This is a genomic window from Streptococcus sp. HMSC066E07 (assembly GCF_001814695.1).
In the GTDB taxonomy this organism is placed as follows: Bacteria; Bacillota; Bacilli; order Lactobacillales; family Streptococcaceae; genus Streptococcus; species Streptococcus hominis.
The window spans coordinates 1-20,667 of the sequence record NZ_KV817463.1 but is presented as its reverse complement, the minus strand read 5'-3'; the positions used below and the strand labels follow the sequence as shown (position 1 = coordinate 20,667).

Sequence of the window (20,667 nt, the reverse complement as noted above, 5' to 3'; positions counted from 1 at the left end):
GTCCCCTCTCGAGGTAACATGGGTTATTAACATATGGTTTATCAAACAATGGATGGCGAATTATCTTGTTTCCGTCCCCTCTCGAGGTAACATGGGTTATTAACATAGAGTACAATAAATAGGACTGCACCTCTCTTTTAGTTTCCGTCCCCTCTCGAGGTAACATGGGTTATTAACCCCATATCTTGTATCAAGCTTCAGAGAATGACCCCTAAATCTTGTTTTATTCAAGATTTGGAAACATATCTATATTTTACCATATTTTTCATTAAATTAAAAGTTTCAGAAAAACAAAATGTCTTCCAGAATTTCTGCTCCTTCATAAGAGTTGAAGATGACTGTTTCTTTCTTATCACCAACATAAACAATTATATTGTCTCCCTCCTCCTGACAATAAAATTTTTCTAAATCTTGAAGAAGGTGATTATAATTTGTTTTTTCAACATCAATTTCAAAACAAGAACGTTGGACTCTCCTACCATATCCTTCCAACAATTTAGAAAGTTTGAGGCGCCGCTTATTGCTGATGATATCATAGACAACAAGACAAAATACCGTTTTTTTCTGCGCAAAGTTTTTCGCCTCCTCATCTAAGTTGTAAAAAAATCCCATCATTACTCTCCCGTCGTATAACCACTTAAAAATTCCTCATGATTCTCCGTTTCAAAACAACGAATCAAAGATTTTATCTGCTGATCAGCCATATATAAAAATGAATATCGTTTTTTATCAAATTCAATATACTGATGGATCTCCAAAACTCTTGAACGCATTGCTTTTGAAAAAATCTCAATTCCTTCTGCTGTTAAAACAACTTCTTCCTCATCTCCCTCTTCAAAATGCTCTGCCCTAATTTCCTCATTTTTGATCAAGCTCATTATTGTATCGTCTACAATAACAGGTCGCCACTCTTCCATAAGATCGCTAGCTAGAACCGAATGATGCTGATGAGGTCGATGGATAACACCAAAACCAAGACTCAAGCCATTTTTGCGAATCATTCCAATAAAGCAAGAATGAAGAATGGAATAACCAAAATTTAAAAGCGCATTAAACCTATCCTTGGATGGCCGCTTAGATCTCTCATAAAATCGGAAGTCATCAGTCAGTAAGAAGTTTAACAGATAAAAATATGATTTAGCAATTCTACCTTCAAACCCCATTATTTCTGGAATGTTTTTTGCAGTAGAAATTCCTAAGATAGCTTCTTGAAATTGTTCAAAATCTTTGCTATCTAAAATATGCTCCTCATCAAATGCTTTCAATAAATTTAGTTGATTTCTGATTTTAGCAGAAGCGATTCTTTTAGCAATCTCTAAGCAGAATTCTTGATTAAAACTAGAAAGAGCTTGTTTTTCTTGTTTCTCATAATCCGCTTCTCGTCCTGAATCTAGTACTGAAAGAAATTTTCCATATCCTGAAAAGTAGAAAACGTTTATCCTATTATTAGCTGACGCAGCTAATAATTGTGTTGTTAATTGAGCTTTGCCAAAAACTAATATATTTTCAATTAAACTTAGAGAAACTTCCTTTACTACATTCTTTTCGTTATCCTTTATGATGACTCTATCATTGCTTAACGACAAATGATAATCTGACTTCTGAATATATAAATCTCCCATATTTTTTCCTTCGCTCTTATATTGTCTTAATATATTAAATATGATATTTAATAATAGAGTGAGACAGAATCCTAAATTAAACATTTTAAGTTACTAGTCCCACCCCACAAGGCTCATAATAATACTTTGAGCAATTATCTACTACGTTACTCATTTATTACAAGAGCAATTCTAATCTAGATAATAGTGATTCAACTTTTTATTATCTCTTGAATTTCAAAAATATCTCTCTCCTTCATTCAGATTTTAACTATTTGAAATTTGCCTATTTGCCATCTCATTGACATTATACTATAACCTTTGGAACAAAACGAACTGAAGTCACTAACTAAAAACTCAACAATATCTGCTGAGTTTTTGTATGCTTAGAAAATGGCTTTAAAAATGCCGTAAATGATAAGCAAGACACCAAGTCCAATACGGTATTTCCCAAAGATTGTGAAGTCGTGCTTTTTCACATAATCCGTCAAGAAACGAATCACATAGAGACTGACCCCGAACGCAACGCCCATTGCTACAAACAGCAAGAAGAATTGCCCAAATCCAAGTGTGTTTCCTTTGATAATAAATTTCAAAATCTTCCAACCACTGGCACCAAACATGACAGGAATCCCTAAGAAGAAGGTGAACTCTGTCACCACGGAACGACTAGTACCATTTAAAAGCCCTCCTACAATGGTTGCTCCAGAGCGACTAGTACCAGGAAAGAGTGACAATACTTGAAATAGCCCAATGTAAAGCGCTGTTTTATAAGGCAAGCGCTCCAAATTGGTAATCGCAGGTTCCACAGTTTTATTGCGTTTTTCTAACAAAATAAAGGCAACACCATAAATTATTAACATACAAGCAACAGAAATGAAGTTATAAAAATGAGCATCAAACCAATCATCCAAAGGTAAGCCAATAATGGCAGCCGGCGCAGCTGCAATCACTACTTTTGCCCACAATTGCCATGTTTTTTGAACTTCACGCGCTGTCTTACCCGGTTTAAACGGGTTTAATTTATCAAAATAAATCACCACAACCGCCAAAATCGCTCCTAATTGGATAACGACATTGAACATTTCCATAAAGGCAGCATTCTGATTTTTATACTTGATAAACTCCTGTATCAAAATCAAGTGACCTGTGCTAGAAATAGGCAACCACTCTGTAATTCCTTCCACAATCCCAAAGATGATGGATTTTAAAATTTCAATGATAAACATTTTCTTCTCCTAAGGTTGATTTGTTTCATTATAGCATAATTTCAAGTGAGAGAATAGAGGCACTTTTTAAAAAGCACCTCCTCCTCCGCCTCCGCCACCACCAGAGAAGCCGCCACCGCTACTTCCACCTGATGAAACAGAGAAACTGCTAGCCGAATTAGCTGCTGCCCCATAGCCAACAAAAGCATGTGAGCTCGCATGGAAATCATACACCATATCCTGATAAACAAAAGCATTCATTGATGGATTATCAATTGTGATTTTGCGTAGTTTCATCGTCTTAGTCACCTTATCTGCACAATTAAACATAGCAGCATAAACCAATAATCTGTTCCACAAAATCACTCCCTCTACTTCTGTATCCTTTAAATGAGCAATCTCATGCAGCATATTAGCAAAACTCTTCCAGTAATAATAGTTTTCTGCCCCTTCTTCATTTAAGACGCCATCACGCTTCACCATTTTGCATTTTCTCAAAAGGTAATACAGCATTCCTCCAGCAATGAAGAAGCTAACTACAAATTGATAAAATACGAGTCCATACTCCAAGAAAATCCAAGCTAAGATGCCAAGAGAAGCAAATACAATAAGATTCATAAGGAGCATTGAAAGATATAAACACAAGAGCTCCTTTTTAGCAACAGGGCGATAATTATTTGGCAATTGCTCACGCTCAATAATTTCATGTATATTTTCTGTAATAAGTTTTAAATAGCATTTTAATAGTTTTCTCACTCTATTGCCCGCGCTACGAACAGCTTTCTCGCCACTATTATATATCTTATCGTCAATTTTAAAATCTGAAAACAAATTTTTCACAAGCAACTGCTTATTGTTTCCCATAGCCATTTTTAAAAATTCTTTTTCAAAATCAGCTAAACCCTTATCTGTCACTCTTTGTAATTTTGGTTGTTTCATATCATCTGTAAAAATAAGATTCCCTCTGTCAATCAAATCTAGCAAAGTGGCTTGTACAAGATTTTCAAATTTCAAAGACGTTGCTTGCTTCTCCGTTGGATCCAGCTCTGTCAAATCTACCGAATAAACATTGGAAGCGATGACCATTGGTGGCAAATCTTGCGGTATTTCATACAAACGAGCATGCTTAGGAAACGTTACACGGGATTTTGTTCTAAGATGAAAAATAATGTAAAAAGCCAAACTAATTAGGCCAACCAATACCAAAGCAAGTGGTAAGTCCCAGTCTACTAATCTCTGATATTTTTTTGTACTGGTAGCAACTTCCTTTTCGACTCGATGAAACTCTTGTAGCTGATCTCGTTTTGTAGCGGCTAAACTATCTTCAGGAACAGTTACTAGCGATCGATCCCAATACGCATGAAATTCTAAATTTCTATTTTTAGCAATACTAGCGACACGGATCAGATAGCTATCTCCCTCTCGTGTCACTTGGGCCGGCTTCATAAAATAACCCGTGTGAGCATACAATTCAGTCTGTTGTGAAGTAGCTGGAGGAGTAATCCGAAATTCTACATTATTTAATTTTTTATCCCAATCACTGATTGGAATCCAGTGTAATTCTACAATATCATTGTAGACAAACAACATATTCTTCAACTTCCAAGTAACCGTAATGGTTACACGGTCTCCTTTATTACCAGCATTATAAATTTTATATTTATAACCACCCGCAATGTATTCCTGAACAGCAGTAATATCTGTTTTTGGTTGTCCATTTCTTAAAGCTAGAATCGTCGGCTTTCCTTCCACATCAAAGCCCAGAGGAACTTTACCAGATGTCCCCAAAGTAATGATTTGTCCTCTGTAGCCGCTTGAGAAATGGTAAGTGACTGTTTCAACAAATGTCGCTGTATTATCAGAATGAATCTGTAAATTGCCTTTATAGGATTCAATATCATAACTCACCGCCAAGACTCGTTGACTGAAGAACAAACATGAGAAAAAAATTATGATACTCCAAAAAAACTTTTTCATCTAGCAATCTCCTTATACTGATTGCTTTTATTATACCATTTTTTTAAGTAAGGGTTTCCCCAATATTGAAAAGCATGTCATTTTTCGGTACAATGAAAGGAAGCTATTTTTAGATGAGGAGAAAATATGAAGAAATTATTCTTATCTCTATTTGTACTTCTGCTGCTTAGTTTCGGATTTGCAAATAGAGCTCAAGCCGATGAATACTTGCGAATCGGAATGGAAGCGGCTTATGCACCGTTCAACTGGACGCAAGATGATGATAAAAATGGTGCCATCAAAATCGAAGGTACCAACCAATATGCCAATGGTTATGACGTCCAAATCGCCAAACAAGTCGCAAAAGCATTGGGCAAAAAACCGTTAGTGGTCAAAACGTCTTGGAATGGATTGATTCCTGCATTGACATCAGGTAAATTAGATATGATTGTCGCTGGAATGAGTCCGACTGCCGAGCGGAAAAAGGAAATCGCATTTTCCAATAGTTATTATACCAGTGAGCCTGTGGTACTGGTCAACAAAGATGGGGCTTATGCTAATGCAAAAACGTTGAAGGACTTCAAAGGAGCAAAAATCACCTCTCAACAAGGTGTCTACCTCTACAATTTGATTTCCCAACTGACAGGCGCTAAGCAAGAAACTGCAATGGGCGACTTCGCTCAAATGCGCCAAGCACTTGAGTCAGGAGTGATAGACGGCTACATCTCTGAGCGTCCCGAAGCCCTCACAGCAGAATCTGCCAACTCGAAATTTAAAATGATTCAGTTCAAAAAAGGTTTTGATGTTAATGAAGAGGATGCTACGATTGCAATCGGAATGCGCAAAAACGACAAGCGTCTAGAACAAGTCAATGCTGCTATCACTAAAATCAGCGCCAAAGACCAAGTCGCTTTAATGGACAAGATGATTCAAAACCAACCTGTTGACACTGACGCCAGCAAAGACAAAACTACTTTCTTTGGACAAGTGACAAAGATTCTGAAAGACAACTGGCCCCAATTTCTGCGCGGAGCTGGCTTAACCCTTCTCATTTCCATTACTGGTACAATTGCAGGGCTCATCATTGGTCTCTTAATCGGTGTTTACCGCACCGCTCCTACAGCCAAAAATAAAGCTCTCGCTCTTTTACAAACTTTATTCGGTTGGTTTTTGAATGTCTACATCGAAATTTTCCGTGGAACACCTATGATTGTTCAATCTATGGTTATTTACTACGGAACAGCACAGGCATTTGGAGTCTCCATTGATCGGACAATCGCAGCCATCTTTATCGTTTCCATTAACACGGGTGCTTATATGAGTGAAATTGTCCGCGGAGGAATCTTTGCTGTTGATAAGGGGCAATTTGAAGCCGCAACTGCTCTGGGAATGACACATAACCAAACCATGCGCAAAGTTGTCCTTCCTCAAGTCGTGCGCAATATTCTACCTGCTACAGGGAATGAATTTGTCATCAATATCAAAGATACTTCCGTACTGAATGTTATCTCCGTTGTTGAACTTTATTTCTCAGGAAATACTATTGCCACCCAAACTTACCAATATTTCCAAACCTTTACGATTATTGCCGTGATCTACTTTGTCCTAACATTTACGGTAACACGCATTCTCCGCTATGTAGAACGGCGTTTTGACACAGATGATTACACAACGGGCGCTAATCAAATGCAAACGAAAGGAGTAAAGGCATGAGCGATACCATTTTAGAAATCAATCATCTTAAAAAATCCTACGGACAAAATGAAGTCTTAAAAGACATTTCTCTCACTGTCCACTCCGGCGAAGTCATTTCTATCATCGGAAGCTCTGGTAGTGGAAAATCTACTTTCTTACGCTCTATCAATCTCCTTGAAGAGCCAAGTGGAGGAGAAATCCTTTATCGTGGTGAAAATGTACTAGAAGAAAACTATAACCTCACTCATTACCGTGAAAAACTCGGTATGGTGTTCCAAAGCTTTAACCTTTTTGAAAACCTTAATGTTCTTGAAAATACCATCGTCGCACAAACAACTGTTCTCAAGCGAGAACGAGTAGAGGCCGAAAAAATCGCCAAAGAAAATCTTGAAAAAGTTAGCATGGGGCAACCTTACTGGCAAGCAAAGCCAAAACAACTTTCTGGCGGACAAAAGCAACGGGTTGCTATTGCACGCGCCTTATCCATGAACCCAGATGCCATTTTATTTGACGAACCAACATCAGCCCTTGACCCTGAAATGGTCGGCGAAGTGCTGAAAATCATGAAAGACCTTGCTCAAGAAGGCTTAACCATGATTGTTGTCACGCACGAAATGGAGTTTGCGCGTGATGTCTCCAATCGTGTCATTTTCATGGACAAAGGCATCATTGCTGAAGAAGGCAAACCTGAAGACATTTTTACTCACCCTAAGAAAGAACGCACAAAAGAATTTTTACAACGTTACTTACAATAATCTACAACCGACGAGACTAGTACACACTTCTAGTCTCTTCTTTATTGTCTCAAACTCTATAATTTTCTCTCCAAAATCTTTAGGAACTCAATTGAAAAACTAATTTTTATTCAAACAAAACAGAATGTTTGAATACACATTCATTAGAACATTTTCTTGTTAAAAATAAAACTCTAATTTTTAAGAATATTCTTTAAAGCAGATTGTATTGTAGAAAGCAATTTATCATTTTTTTGTAAAAATATTCATTCTAAACAATCAGTCATCTATTGAATAAATAAACTTTATATTTTATAATTATTTGTTATTTCCTTATAAAATTATACTATTTTACAATCGCAAACAAAAAAAGCAGTCTGATAGCCTGCTAAAAATACAACGATTAGTTTTCAAACTTTTCGTGGTTTTTATCGTAAAAATCAATCAATCCAAGAGCAGTTTCAAATGAAATATTTTTCACTTTAGCACGTCCTTGAGCAAGGGCAATGATAGACATTTCACGAGCGTTCGTTTCTTTACTGATGCGATAACCCGTGATTTTCTTATCACGAACCCAACTAACAACTGATTCTACTTTTTCAAAGTTAGATTTAGCCATTTCCTTCTCCTATTTTATTATTTCTAACTAAATATTGTAAAGGTTTTTGTTTGTTTTGTCAACGGAAAAGGATGCCTATTTTGATGAATAAAGCAATTCAGAATATTCTTTATTTAGCTTTAAGTGCTGATAATATTTGTGTTCGGATACTTTCCACTCCGTCAGGATTTGCTGGTAGAAAAATTGTATTATTTCCCTTATTGTCTGCAAAATTATTCAACGTGTCAAGGTATTGGTTGGTTAAAAGAATGGACATGATTTGTTCTTCCTTCAATTCAACATTCGCACCTTTCAGCTCTTTGATAGAATCTGCCAAACCATCCACAATCGCTTTCCGTTGCTCTGCAATCCCTACCCCATGAAGGCGGTCTTTTTCCGCTTCTGCTTCTGCGGCAGTTACAATTTTAATTTTATCAGCTTCAGCCAATTCTTGAGCAGCAACACGTTTCCGTTGAGCAGCGTTAATCTCGTTCATTGATTGCTTGACTTCTGCGTCTGGCTCAACCTTGGTAATTAAGGTTTTTACGATGATATAACCGTAAGTAGACATTTCTTCTGCTACCTGTTTTTGTACTTCAAGTGCAATTTCATCTTTTTTTTCAAACAATTCATCCAATGTCAATTTAGGAACAGATGAGCGCAAAGCATCTTCAATATAAGATTTGATTTGAGCTTCTGGACGAATCAATTTATAGTAAGCATCTGTTACGTTATTTTCATTAACACGGTATTGTGTAGCAACATTCATCATGACAAATACATTATCTTGTGTCTTCGTTTCAACCACAATCTCACTTTGCAAGAGGCGCAATTGCACACGCGCTGCGATATGATCAATACCAAATGGCAAACGCAAATGAATTCCACTATTACTTAACTTTTGATATTTCCCAAAACGTTCTATAATCGCTACAGACTGTTGACGAACGACATACAACGAGCTAAAAAGAATGAGAAACAGCACGACAATAATAATTGGCACTATTAAAAATAGCATAATATGAAACTCCTATCTTCTTTTTCAAAATTATAGCATACTTATAAGAGTTTATCAAACAAAAGCGATAAAAACTAGTTAAATCACTATGTTAAATTTCTCTTCAATATCTCACAATATCTAGTTTATATCCAACCATTTTCTTGCGCAATTCGAACCGCTTCCAATCGATTTTCCGCTGCTAATTTCGTTAGAATGCTTGACATATAATTACGAACGGTACCATTTGACAGATAAAGCTTTTGAGCGATTTCTTTGCTAGATAGACCTCTTGCTGCCGCTTGCAAAACCAAAATTTCTTGATTGGACAAGGGATTTTTACTTGTCATCATGACTTCCATCAACTCAGGAGAATATTCTTTTTTTCCGTCTAACACAGTATGAATCGTTTTCATAAGGTCGGCTATACTGCGTTCTTTTAAGACATAAGCATCTACATCTGCTTTAATCGCTCGCTCAAAGTAACCAGGACGTTTAAATGTGGTGACAATAACGACTTTGACAGTTGGCTGCTTCTCCTTGACCCATTCCAACACATCTAAACCTGTCTGCTTAGGCATTTCCACATCTAAAATAGCCACATCTATCTTTTGAGATTGCAGCAGATTCATTGCTTCCTGCCCATTAGAAGCCTGATGAACCGTTTCCACGTCTGATTGCAGTTCTAGCAATTGACACAAAGCATCCCGTAGCATGCTTTGATCTTCGGCTACTAACAATTTCATTTGTATCCCTCCATTGGTAAGTTTATTCGAATCTTAGTTGGCTGTTTACAGCTTAAAATCTCTACTTGTCCAGACAATGATTCTACACGCTCCCGAATAGAATGCAACTCTTTTCCTGTGGCAATTTTGAAACCTTTCCCATTATCCTCAACATCTGCTATTAACCTATTTTTTTCAGAATACAGATGAATTTGGCAACTGCTTGCTTGAGCATGCTTGATGATATTCGTTGCTAATTCTAGTAAAACCATACTTAAACTTGATTGAATATTCGGTGCGATGCTAGCAATATTGAGTTGATGCTGTACTTGTACCCGAATCCCACTCATTTCCAGCATAGCCTGAATAGTCACTAACTCCTCATCCAAGGTTCGTGTTTTTAGATTATCAATAATCCGTCGCACATCTGCCATAGACTGCTTGCTAATTTCATGTACTTCCTGCAATTCTTTACCAGCTTTCTCATAGGATTTCATTTGAAGAAACTGTTGTGCTAATTCTGTCTTGACACTGAGCATAGCAAATGTATGTCCTAGACTATCATGTAGGTCTCGTCCAATACGATTGCGCTCATTTTCAGCTAGAAACAGATTGAGTTGAGCATTCTGCTTTCTTTTTTCCTCCTGAAGCAATTCAGCCAACTGCATGCGATACAATCCGAATGTGAGTAAATCCACAAAGATAAAGGTCACAAGCAAAAATATCAGATAGGATAAATCACTCGGATTTTTCAGAAAAATAGAAAACAGAATGATTGGCTGTAAGGTAAAAAAGGTCCAAAAGCGCCAAGATTTAAATGGAATTTCATTAAAGTGATAGATTAGTAGATTTGATAGATAAAAGATGTACCAAACAAAACTTGGATTTAACCAAATAGAACTATAAAAAATGTAGGCAATCATTATCCACCAAGACAGCCACTGGTGAAACGGATGATTATCGAGTAGAAGATTGTAATAAGCTCCGATAAAAAATGCTGTCCACAACAAGAGCAAAAGCGAGTAGTCCCCGCTGATGACCCCCGCTATTGGAAAAACAATAAAAACTAAAGCAATATGAAACAGATAGTGAATATTTTTTAGTTTTTTCCACATAAATTATTTTACCTCAATCCGTTTTTTGAGTTGAAGAACCACTAGGCTGACACCAACTGTGTAAACCAGAACAATCAGTGCTGCAATGGCATTAAACTCGCGATGTTCCAAATAAGAAGATACAATCTGCATGAGTTGATAACTAGGAGTCAACTTACCGATTGATTGGAGCCATTTTGGAAACATGGTCAAAGGAAACCAAAGACCACCCAGGACTGCCAAAGCCATATAGGCAATATTCCCCACAACAGACATAAGCTGAGCGCTGGGAAGCAAACTCACTAGTACTCCCATAGCAATGAAAACCAAACTTCCAAACAAAATAATTAGGGCGATGATTAACCAATCCATTGCAGGAAGATTGACTCCACGAACAAAATGTCCAACAGAAAATACAACGACTATGGAAAGAAGGAAAGTCAGTAAAGCACTGAAAAGTTTGGATATATAATATTCTATCATAGAAACAGGTGAGTGTTGAAGCATTTTTTGCCAATTATTAGTTTTATCAGACTGCAAGGTGCTTGGAATACTAAAGAAAGCACTGGACATAATACTAAAAACTGTCATAGAAAAGAGATAGGTTTGGAGTACAAGTGTAGGGGTGGCACTCCCAGACATCATACCTGAGAAAATCAGATAAAAGACACTAGGCAATCCAATAGACAATAGATAATAAGCCGCTTGGCGCTTCATTAAAATCAATTCAACCTTCATTAAACTTCTCATATTTTTCATGATACATCTCCTTTTACTCTTGCGTCGTCTCAAAAATACTATCCAATAGTGTCCGGTTGCGCACTTCTACTTCCTCAATCGTACAACCATTCTCTACCAAGACTTGCCACACTTGACCAGCCTTTCTAGTTGCAAAGGAGAGAGCATTTTGCTTGATTTCAATTTCGGTCACTTCAGGTAACCTTTCCAAAATAGCTTGGTAAGAAAGCGGAATAGTAAAGTGTTTTTCTTGTTCTTCGCTGCGCATAGCGTAAGGCGTCGTATCACGAATCAATTCACCCTTATGCAAAACCAAAATCCGATCTGCTGTATGCTCTACTTCCTCAATATAGTGAGAAGAGTAAATAATGGTCACACCCTTTTTCTTCAACTCATCCACAATTTCCCAAAAATGCTGCCGAGTGGAAGTATCCATAGCAGAAGTCGGCTCATCTAAAAAGAGAATTTTAGGTCGGCCAATAAGAGCTAAAATAAAAGAAAACAACCGTTTTTGCCCACCAGATAATTTGCTGGCTAGCTGATCTTTTTGCTTATCCGTAAATGTCAAAAGGGCATCAACTTCTTGATTAGTTAAACTACGTGGGTAAATACTTTGAAAAAAGTTCAGTAGTTCTTTTACCTTCAAATCTGCCACAACTGTATTTTCTTGTGGTAAAATGGCAACAATCTGCTTTAATTGCTCATCTGTTGGCTTTAATCCTCGAACACTAGCCTGCCCACTTGTAAGAAATTTATCGCCTAGCAAACAATCCATGAGCGTGGTTTTCCCAGCTCCATTTGGACCAATCAACGCCACACATTCTCCCTCGTTAATAGTAAAAGAGATATCTTTCAAAATTTCTTTCCCACGAATCTTTTTAGATAAACGGTTCACCTCAATCAGCTTCATCTTTTTCTCCTCATTATTTTTATTGGTGGAAATGCAACACATACAGAAGTCCTAGCAATTGGCTCAGGAAGTTTCTGGTCAACGATTAGATTACCACAAAGTTACTTGCAGCAAGAAGAATAAAACAGGTTGTAGACTTGGCTTCTAACTCTACATTTCCTCTTGTTACTTTCATTATAGCTCAACTCTTTTATCGCCACTAGATGATTTTGTCATCACTCAACATGACAAATGTCATAAAAAAGACGACTCCATCGAGTCGCCCTTCGCAATAATTCTTCTGTTTTATTCAACACTAAAAAGGTATGGATAAACTGGCTGTCCGCCATTATGTATTTCTACTTCTACATCTTCAAATTTTTCAGTAATATCTTGCGCTAGTTCATTAGCCAAGTCTTCACTACCGTCTTCACCGATATAAATCGTTACAATCTCACTATCTACATCTAGCATTTTGCTAAAAGTTTCATTCAATGTCGTCAACATGTCTGGATTGGAAACAACAATTTTTCCATCCACCATACCAAGGTTATCGTTTTCATGAATTTCAAGACCATCAATCGTTGTATCACGAACAGCTGTCGTCACACTACCACTGACAACATCAGCAAGAGCAGCCGTCATACGATCATGGTTGTCTTCAATGGATTTGCTTGGGTCAAAAGCTAACAAGCTAGTCAAACCTTGCGGAATCGTTCTTGTTTCAATCACTACAGCAGGTTGTTCTATCACTTCAGCCGCTGATTGCGCCGCCATGAAAATATTTTTGTTGTTTGGCAGAATAATGATATGACGAGCATTCACATGTTCAACAGCCTTGATGAAATCTTCTGTTGAAGGATTCATCGTTTGCCCGCCAGAGATGATATAGTCCACACCTTGTGCCTTAAAGATATCTGACAATCCTTCTCCTGCAACTACCGCAATAATAGCATATTCTTTTTCTTCTGTTAGCTGGCTATTTTCACGTTCTTCTTTTTCAACCTGCGCTTCGTGCTGATTGCGCATATTATCTACTTTGACCTTGACAAGGCTTCCGTATTTCAATCCTTCTTGCATGACCAGACCAGGGTCTTCCGTGTGAACATGAACTTTTACGATTTCATCATCGTTTACGACAAGAAGTGAGTCGCCCAGTTCATTCAAATAGTTGCGGAATTCATCATAGTCAAATTCTTTTACATACGTTGGACCTTTTTTCAAAGCGACCATGATTTCCGTACAATAGCCATATTTGATGTCTTCTGTTGCCACATGACTAGCTACCGACTTATGGTGTTCTGCATTGATCATTTCTGTCATAGTTGCAGGCGTTGCTTGAAATTCTTCAGACGCAATGTATTCGCCTGTCAATGCTGACAAAAAGCCTTCATAAATGAAAACAAGACCTTGACCACCAGAGTCCACAACACCAACTTCTTTTAAGACCGGAAGCATGTCTGGTGTTTTAGCAAGAGCCACCTTAGCACTATCAAGAGCTGCTTTCATGACCTCAACAGCATCATCTGTCTCTTCTGCTTTTTTCTTAGCACCAATCGCAGCTCCACGAGAAACCGTCAAAATCGTTCCTTCAACCGGCTTCATCACAGCTTTATAGGCCACTTCCACTCCAGACTGAAAAGCAAGGGCTAAATCTTGTCCTGTTAGCTCTTCCTTTTCTTTTACACTTTGAGAGAAACCACGGAAAAGCTGAGAAGTGATAACGCCAGAATTTCCACGCGCACCCATTAAGAGCCCTTTTGCAAAAATTCCAGCTACCTCACCAACAGTGGAAGCAGATTTGTCCGCAACTTCCTTTGCACCATTTTCAATGGTCATTCCCATATTGGTACCTGTATCACCGTCTGGCACAGGAAAAACATTTAAAGAATTGACATATTCAGCCTGTTTATTCAAACGAGTAGATGCAGACTGCACCATTTCTTGAAATAAACTAGTAGTAATATTTGACACGATTATTCTCCTACAACTTTAATATTTTGGATATAGACATTTACTGTTTCGGCAGTAATTCCAAGCTGATTTTCAAGACTGAATTTCACACGTTCTTGAATATTTTTAGACACTTCACTGATCTTGGTACCATAGCTCAAAACTGTATACACATCAACAGCAATGCTACCGTCGTCCGTGGTCTTTACTACAACGCCTTTCGCATAATTTTCTTTACCTAATAAAGCTTGGAAATTATCTTTAATGGCATTTTTACTGGCCATTCCGACGACACCAAAAATTTCAGTTGCTGCCCCACCAACAATTGTCGCAATGACATCATCTGTCAGTTCGATTTGACCATCTTTTGTATTGATTTTTACAGTCATAGTTTCTACCTCAAAAGTATTTTATAGTTTATTTTACCATATTTTACGCGGACTGTAAAAGAGAGAGTACACAATTAGAAAGGATTCAGTCAATGCTGGGGATTTTCCTTGTCGTAAAAAATCTATTTTCTTGTGCAAAAAGAAAAAGGACCCCAGAGGTCCGATTCTTCATAAATTAAACGCGTTCAACTTTGCCTGATTTAAGGGCGCGTGCTGAAGCCCAAACTTTCTTAGGTTTACCATCAACTAAGATTGTCACCTTTTGAAGATTTGGTTTCACAGTACGTTTTGTTTGGTTCATTGCGTGAGAGCGGTTATTTCCTGATACAGTTTTACGACCTGTAAAGTAACATACTTTTGCCATTGATACTTGTCCTCCTGATTAGTTTCACGGGTTTTATACCACATACCGTAAAATTTTATCACAATTTCTATGATTTTGCAAGACTATTTTCTCTATATTTCAAAATTTAGCCAAGGCAGTCTAATCCGTCAGTCTTAAATATAGATAATTCCCAAACGACCGAAAGATACATCTCCCTTTACATAGAGGGTCTTGTCTTTCTCATTGATGTTACGGGGATTGGTAACTGTGCCGAAAGCATTGTCTACATCCAACTCCACACGCCAATTACTAGGCACATATAACGTTGCATTCCCAAAAGATACATCAACATCAAAGGTAGCAGAATCGCCTTTTATCGTGGCATTGTCAAAATAAACTGTGGCATTACCAAAGGTACAATCTAGCGTTTCATAGGTAAAATCTTCCGAATTGATGTAGCGCGTACCACTTCCAAAATTAATATCCCCATTTATAATGCGATGAGCATTTGAACCACGATAAACACCCCAAATTCGTTTTGGTTTGAAAATCAAGCCAATACCAATAGAAGCCAGAATCCCTGCTAAGAAAATCGTTCCAGATGAGATTGGCAAAAAGTGATAGCTACTATTTGCAACGATTAAGGAAATAATGGCTAAAATAACCCCACCAGATAAATTTCCTCTCCAAAAATTTTCAATTGCAAAGTAAGCAAAGCCAAGCACAACAAGCATCGGCCAAAAATTGAAATCAATAAGCGGAATACCAAAATTTCCTTGTAGTAGTACCCAGCCTGCCAATACCAAAAGCCCCATTCCAAACAATGTTTTTCTCATAATATTTACCTCATTTCACTTAATTTTTCTTTTAAAAATTGAAAATAATGCCGAGACACGTGCACTTGTTTATGAGTATCATAAAAGCGAATGCTGCTGGTCCCTGAAAAAGACTTTTCCAACGAATAAATTGCTTTAATGTTCGTAATCGTTGATTTCGAAATACGACAGAAATAACGTGGCAAGCATTCTTCCAGCTCATACAATTTCAGCTTTACTTCATAAGCATTATTTCGAGCATGTGCAAAAATCTTATTTCCCTCTTTCTCAAAAAAGAGAATATCTGCTAAATCAACATAGTATTCGCTCGTATCTTTGTAAAAAAGAATAGACGGCTTAGCAACTTCTTCCAGAGAACGCTGAATGCGCTCTATCTGTTCGTCAAAGCGAGGTGCCTTAATGACAATTTCTGCTTCTTCCAGATTAGAATCTAGCTCAACTCGAATTTTCATAAACGCTCCCCTCGTTTTTCTTTATTTTATTATAACAATTGGTTCGTGAAATTCAAGCGGTTTTCAGTAAGTGGTTCATTTCGAGACGCAAGTGGTCGTGAAATCTGAATAACTTACTTGCTTTTTCATAAGCTGACCAGATTCTAGCACCTTTTTACGCAACAACACTTTATAAATAACAAAAAAAGCCTTCAATTCAATGAAGACCTTCAATGATGCCGATTATAGGGCTTGAACCTACGACCTACGCGTTACGAGTGCGTTGCTCTACCAACTGAGCTAAATCGGCATTCAACACATTCTTATTCTAACACGTCAAATTTTTTTGTCAAGAAGTTTTTAGGAAATTTTCTTGATTAAAACCATGCAGGAATTGTGTGAATCCCATAGCTGAGGGCAGATTTCTAATTTTTTAAAACCTTGAGCCTGATAGAAAGCATTCGTTCTATCGTAGGTTGGATAATGACCCGGTGCTACTGTTTTGACTTGTAAATAGTCAACTTGTTGTCCTGCTGCCATTTCCAAGACATTCACTAGCTTTGATCCAATCCCTTGCCTATGATAGTCTTTCTTGATAGCTAGGCAGTCAATCTCTGCACGGTCTTCACTGGAATAGGACAAACTAATAAAACCAAGCGGATCATCACCTTCATAAGCTCCCCAGACACGAAGTTGCCCAGCCGCCTCAATATAGGCTTGAGTACTATCTGGAATACCAAACCACTCTGGTAAATCAGCCAAAATCTCAGCTGCAATCGCTAACTTCTGCTCCTCTTTATTGATTTCTTTAATCTGAGCCATTCCTCTCTTCCATTCCTGCCAACAAATTTTTATCTTTTATGTATTCAACAATCAACAAAAATCCCGCACAAAGCGAGATTTTCTTGTTTATTTGGTAAGCCTAATTAAGCTTTACCTTCTGAACCAAATACGTCGATACGTTCTTCAACAGCTTCTGTAATGGCTTCAAAACCTGGTTTCAAGAATTTACGTGGGTCAAAGAGTTTCTTCTTATCGTATTCTGCTTCGTTTGCTTCGTATTCAGCAACGAATTTACGAGTAGCTTTTGCAAAAGCAATTTGACATTCAGTGTTTACATTTACTTTAGCAACACCCAATTTGATAGCTGCTTGGATTTGGTCATCAGGAATACCTGAACCACCGTGAAGTACGATTGGGAATCCAGGGACAGCTTCTGTCAATTTTTGCAAGTGGTCAAGGTGAAGACCTTTCCAGTTAGCTGGGTATGGTCCATGAATGTTACCAATACCTGCTGCAAGGAAGTCAATTCCAGTTTCAACCATTGCTTTTGCATCTTCGATTGGAGCTAATTCACCGTCACCGATGATACCGTCTTCTTCGCCACCGATTGTACCAACTTCAGCTTCTACTGACACGCCATTTGCATGCGCAAATTCAACAACTTTGCGAGCTTTTTCAAGGTTTTCTTCAACTGGAAGATGAGAACCATCAAACATAACTGAAGTGTAACCAACTTTGATACATTCAAGTGCATCTTCATAATGACCATGGTCAAGGTGAATAGCAACTGGTACAGTAATTCCCATTGATTCTACAAGGTTTTCGATGAGAAGTTTACATACTTTGTAACCACCCATATATTTAGCAGCACCCATAGAAGTTTGGATAAGAACTGGAGCTTTTTTAGCTTCTGCTGCACGCAAGATAGCTTGAGTCCACTCAAGGTTGTTTGTATTAAATCCACCAACTGCATAACCATTGTCACGAGCTGCTTGGACAAATTTTTCTGCTGAAACGATTGCCATTAGTATTAGGCCTCCTATTTATTTTTATGGGTTTTCCCATTTACATTGTTTATTTTATCACTTTTTAGGAAAAAATACCAGTGTTTCCTAATCTTTTAAGCATTTTCTCTTATGAAATTGTTTCTCTTTCCTTACATCGCAAAAATAATAACATAAAATGTAACAACATCAACAAAAAAACTGGCCGAAGCCAGCTTATCTGATGCGGAGAGAGGGACTTGAACCCTCACGACCTAAAGCGGTCACAGGATCCTTAGTCCTGCGCGTCTGCCAATTCCGCCATCCCCGCTATTGAGTACCTTATTAGTATAACAGGATAGAAACTCCTTGTCAAGAAAATTTTTTGAAAAAATGTATCTGTCAGCACTTAAAATCACTCCCTAAAGCCAACTCTTGTTTGAAACTTCTTCGATATAGGTTCTTTAGATATGAACACAACACAAAGAAACTCCTACGAAGCTTGTCGTTCATAGAAGTTTCTTACATTTGTTTTATTTCACATGATTTTCGTAGTCATCTTGTGCTTTTTTATTAGAAGTTTCTTTTTCTTTTAGCCATTTCTTTTTGGCATTTTCGTATTCTTTTGTTGTTACAATCTTGTCTTGCAGTTTGACATATTTAAAATAACTGCTTGATCCACCTTTAATGCCGACTAGAGAATAAGAACGACTAAATGGAACTGTTTTCGTCACGGATGGTGTTCCCCCAAGAGACAGGTTTGGCATTGTCAAGCCACTATCAATTAACCACGCTTGTGCTTTGGCATATTTTTCATAGCGCTTCGTTTCATTGGTTTCAGCATTTGCTTCTGCTAACATCTCTGTATACGTGTCCAGTCCAACTGCCTTAATCTTATCATTTTCTTGACCTGGCTCCAGACCAAAGTTTTGTAAACTACCACCATTTTTTGTATTCAAAGTATCTAAATAAGTAGATGGGTCTTGATAGTCACCAGACCAGCCACCATTATACAGATCATAGTCCTTTTGAGCAGCTGTATTAGCAAAATAACTGATATTATTTAATTCATCTGAACTCATTTGTTGAATATCAATGACAACATTTTCTGTGCCCAAGACAGACTCAACAGATTGCTTCATGGAACTTTCCGATTGAACACCAATTTTGCTTGTCTGATCAGTCGGTACATCTAAGTGAATAGGGAACTGAACACCTTTTGCTTGCAATTCTGCTTTAGCTTGAGCAAACTTCGCCTTGGCTTTTTCTGGATTGTAATAAGCATCTTGTGCATCGGCCAAATTCATATTTGACCATTCTGAACCATAGTTTACCAATTTAGAAGACACAACATCACCAAACGTTTTATCACCGATAGAAACAAATGTTGGTGGCACGAGTGTGTTCCGCAATACCTTTGTCGCTCCGTCTTTCCCATTACTTTGTGCACCATAAGAAGTACGATTATAGGCAAAGTTGATAGCTTGGCGGAAAGCTTTATTTAGCACCGCTTCTTGGGTCGCAGCCTTTTGAGCATCTGTTTTCTTAGATGTATGGTTGTAAGACTGACGATTTAAATTAAAGTTATAATAGTAGCTGGTCGCATCTTGCAAACTATAGATGATATTGTTAGCATATTGTTTCTTAACAGAAGCAAAACTAGAGCTATTTGGATAAAGACGAGCTGCACTATAGGCACCATCTGTGAAGTTACGGATAAGGGCTTCTTGGTCAGAGCCGTCATAATATGTCAATTTGATATTGTCCAAATGAACATTCTTTTTATCATAGTAATGAGGATTTTTAGCAAATTCCATAGAAGACTTGGCCGTCAGAGATTTCAACAGATACGGACCATTGTATAGAATGCTGGTTGGTTTTACAGAACCAAAATTTTTTCCTTGTGATTTCAAGAAATCTGCATTAACTGGGAAGAGGATATTATTGGTCGTTTTTGAATTCCAATAAGTCTCTGCACGGCTGAGTGTATACTGTACTGTATAGTCATCTAGAGCTTTTACTCCAACCGTTGAAAAATCTTTCGTTTCCCCCTTGATGTAAGCATCCAAACCTTTGACAGAATCTTGAACGAGGTAAAGGGCTTCTGATTTATTATCTGCGGCGTATTTCAAGCCAGTTACAAAGTCTTGCGCTTTTACACTTGCGTACTCTTCACCTTCTGATGTGTACCATTTAGCATCTTTACGTAATTTATACGTATATGTCAAGCCATCTTTGGAGACTGTCCATGACTTAGCAAGCGCCGGAACTAAATTTCCGTATTGGTCATTTTCCAATAATCCATCAACTAAGTTAGTCACAACATCTGAAGTTGTCGCACGGTTCGCCATCAGATAATTTAGCGTGTCTGGATCTTGTGTATACACGTATGAATAAGTTGATGTGCTAGAAGCTGACTTGCCACAACCTGATAATAGGATTCCAGCGCTTAGCACAACTCCTGTTGCAATAATCCATTTTGATGATTTCATAGATAAACCTCCTCTAATGTCACATCTTGTTACATTGAATATTATACCGAAATAGTTTCAAAAAGTAAAGAGCTGTTTTTGACAGAAAATATTATTTATTCAAAATACTAGTTATTCACTGCATAATATGATTAAAATAAGCCGCAAAATACATAAAGAAGCAAAAATAATAAATTTATCTTTTGACTCAAATTGAATAAACATTCTTTTAAAGTGATAAATTGTAAAATATAGTGCAAC

General features: G+C 37.5%; 20 protein-coding genes and 2 tRNA genes. 2 read left to right on the top strand and 20 right to left on the bottom strand.

Annotated features, from left to right (window positions below; all coding sequences use genetic code 11):
• Positions 1 to 282: 282 nt before the first annotated feature.
• From cas2 to HMPREF2984_RS07125, 4 genes are all read right to left on the bottom strand, one after another.
• Positions 283 to 612, bottom strand: coding sequence for a CRISPR-associated endonuclease Cas2 (gene cas2, locus HMPREF2984_RS07140; RefSeq protein ID WP_059221128.1), 330 nt, complete (start codon positions 610 to 612; stop codon positions 283 to 285).
• Between the two features lie 2 nt (positions 613 to 614).
• The gene (gene cas1, locus HMPREF2984_RS07135) at positions 615 to 1,622 is read right to left on the bottom strand and encodes a CRISPR-associated endonuclease Cas1 (RefSeq protein ID WP_070670891.1); all 1,008 of its coding nucleotides are present in this window, start codon (positions 1,620 to 1,622) and stop codon (positions 615 to 617) included.
• A gap of 365 nt (positions 1,623 to 1,987) precedes the next feature.
• Positions 1,988 to 2,830, bottom strand: coding sequence for an undecaprenyl-diphosphate phosphatase (locus HMPREF2984_RS07130; protein WP_059221130.1), 843 nt, complete (start codon positions 2,828 to 2,830; stop codon positions 1,988 to 1,990).
• Between the two features lie 66 nt (positions 2,831 to 2,896).
• Entirely contained in the window at positions 2,897 to 4,786 is a 1,890-nt protein-coding gene (locus HMPREF2984_RS07125; RefSeq protein ID WP_059221132.1) for a DUF2207 domain-containing protein, read from the bottom strand.
• 126 nt (positions 4,787 to 4,912) lie between these two features.
• Here HMPREF2984_RS07125 and HMPREF2984_RS07120 point away from each other — a divergent pair, with 126 nt between their 5' ends.
• On the top strand, positions 4,913 to 6,478 hold the full coding sequence (locus tag HMPREF2984_RS07120) for an ABC transporter substrate-binding protein/permease (RefSeq protein WP_070670889.1): 1,566 nt from the start codon (positions 4,913 to 4,915) through the stop codon (positions 6,476 to 6,478).
• Positions 6,475 to 7,215 (top strand): amino acid ABC transporter ATP-binding protein, encoded by a 741-nt coding sequence (locus tag HMPREF2984_RS07115; RefSeq protein WP_070670888.1) that lies wholly within the window; start codon positions 6,475 to 6,477, stop codon positions 7,213 to 7,215. The genes HMPREF2984_RS07120 and HMPREF2984_RS07115 overlap by 4 nt, the downstream gene beginning before the upstream one ends.
• Positions 7,216 to 7,597: 382 nt before the next feature.
• Here the strand turns inward: HMPREF2984_RS07115 and HMPREF2984_RS07110 are convergent, their stop codons facing one another.
• The 16 genes from HMPREF2984_RS07110 to HMPREF2984_RS07035 form a co-directional block, all read right to left on the bottom strand.
• Positions 7,598 to 7,813, bottom strand: coding sequence for a capsule biosynthesis transcriptional regulator (locus HMPREF2984_RS07110; protein ID WP_003025899.1), 216 nt, complete (start codon positions 7,811 to 7,813; stop codon positions 7,598 to 7,600).
• Between the two features lie 109 nt (positions 7,814 to 7,922).
• The gene (locus tag HMPREF2984_RS07105) at positions 7,923 to 8,810 is read right to left on the bottom strand and encodes an SPFH domain-containing protein (RefSeq protein ID WP_003028449.1); all 888 of its coding nucleotides are present in this window, start codon (positions 8,808 to 8,810) and stop codon (positions 7,923 to 7,925) included.
• A 125-nt stretch (positions 8,811 to 8,935) separates the two neighbouring features.
• A complete protein-coding gene (locus tag HMPREF2984_RS07100; RefSeq protein WP_003028450.1) occupies positions 8,936 to 9,535 on the bottom strand; it encodes a response regulator transcription factor in 600 nt (199 codons plus the stop codon).
• Entirely contained in the window at positions 9,532 to 10,629 is a 1,098-nt protein-coding gene (locus HMPREF2984_RS07095) for a sensor histidine kinase (RefSeq protein ID WP_049533546.1), read from the bottom strand. The genes HMPREF2984_RS07100 and HMPREF2984_RS07095 overlap by 4 nt, the downstream gene beginning before the upstream one ends.
• Before the next feature lie 3 nt (positions 10,630 to 10,632).
• Positions 10,633 to 11,367 carry an ABC transporter permease gene (locus tag HMPREF2984_RS07090; protein WP_003043605.1) on the bottom strand — a complete coding sequence of 245 codons (735 nt, stop codon included), beginning with the start codon at positions 11,365 to 11,367 and terminating at the stop codon, positions 10,633 to 10,635.
• Between the two features lie 13 nt (positions 11,368 to 11,380).
• Positions 11,381 to 12,256: an ABC transporter ATP-binding protein gene (locus HMPREF2984_RS07085; RefSeq protein ID WP_070670885.1), complete on the bottom strand. Its 876-nt coding sequence runs from the start codon at positions 12,254 to 12,256 to the stop codon at positions 11,381 to 11,383.
• Positions 12,257 to 12,541: 285 nt separating this feature from the next.
• The gene (locus HMPREF2984_RS07080) at positions 12,542 to 14,209 is read right to left on the bottom strand and encodes a DAK2 domain-containing protein (RefSeq protein ID WP_070670883.1); all 1,668 of its coding nucleotides are present in this window, start codon (positions 14,207 to 14,209) and stop codon (positions 12,542 to 12,544) included.
• Positions 14,210 to 14,211: 2 nt separating this feature from the next.
• Positions 14,212 to 14,577 carry an Asp23/Gls24 family envelope stress response protein gene (locus HMPREF2984_RS07075; protein WP_059221142.1) on the bottom strand — a complete coding sequence of 122 codons (366 nt, stop codon included), beginning with the start codon at positions 14,575 to 14,577 and terminating at the stop codon, positions 14,212 to 14,214.
• A gap of 175 nt (positions 14,578 to 14,752) precedes the next feature.
• Complete coding sequence (gene rpmB, locus HMPREF2984_RS07070) at positions 14,753 to 14,941, bottom strand: 50S ribosomal protein L28 (RefSeq protein ID WP_003025909.1); 189 nt, start codon at positions 14,939 to 14,941, stop codon at positions 14,753 to 14,755.
• Positions 14,942 to 15,075: 134 nt separating this feature from the next.
• Positions 15,076 to 15,738 (bottom strand): LiaF transmembrane domain-containing protein, encoded by a 663-nt coding sequence (locus tag HMPREF2984_RS07065; protein WP_070670881.1) that lies wholly within the window; start codon positions 15,736 to 15,738, stop codon positions 15,076 to 15,078.
• A gap of 5 nt (positions 15,739 to 15,743) precedes the next feature.
• Complete coding sequence (locus tag HMPREF2984_RS07060; protein WP_070670877.1) at positions 15,744 to 16,190, bottom strand: LytTR family DNA-binding domain-containing protein; 447 nt, start codon at positions 16,188 to 16,190, stop codon at positions 15,744 to 15,746.
• A 216-nt stretch (positions 16,191 to 16,406) separates the two neighbouring features.
• Positions 16,407 to 16,479 (bottom strand) — tRNA-Thr (locus HMPREF2984_RS07055).
• A gap of 50 nt (positions 16,480 to 16,529) precedes the next feature.
• Positions 16,530 to 16,991, bottom strand: a complete 462-nt coding sequence (locus tag HMPREF2984_RS07050) for a GNAT family N-acetyltransferase (RefSeq protein WP_070670875.1) — start codon at positions 16,989 to 16,991, stop codon at positions 16,530 to 16,532.
• A 104-nt stretch (positions 16,992 to 17,095) separates the two neighbouring features.
• The gene (locus tag HMPREF2984_RS07045) at positions 17,096 to 17,977 is read right to left on the bottom strand and encodes a class II fructose-bisphosphate aldolase (protein ID WP_003025917.1); all 882 of its coding nucleotides are present in this window, start codon (positions 17,975 to 17,977) and stop codon (positions 17,096 to 17,098) included.
• A 203-nt stretch (positions 17,978 to 18,180) separates the two neighbouring features.
• Positions 18,181 to 18,266: transfer RNA gene (locus HMPREF2984_RS07040), tRNA-Leu, on the bottom strand.
• A 202-nt stretch (positions 18,267 to 18,468) separates the two neighbouring features.
• Positions 18,469 to 20,427: a peptide ABC transporter substrate-binding protein gene (locus HMPREF2984_RS07035; RefSeq protein WP_059221150.1), complete on the bottom strand. Its 1,959-nt coding sequence runs from the start codon at positions 20,425 to 20,427 to the stop codon at positions 18,469 to 18,471.
• Between the last annotated feature and the right edge of the window lie 240 nt (positions 20,428 to 20,667).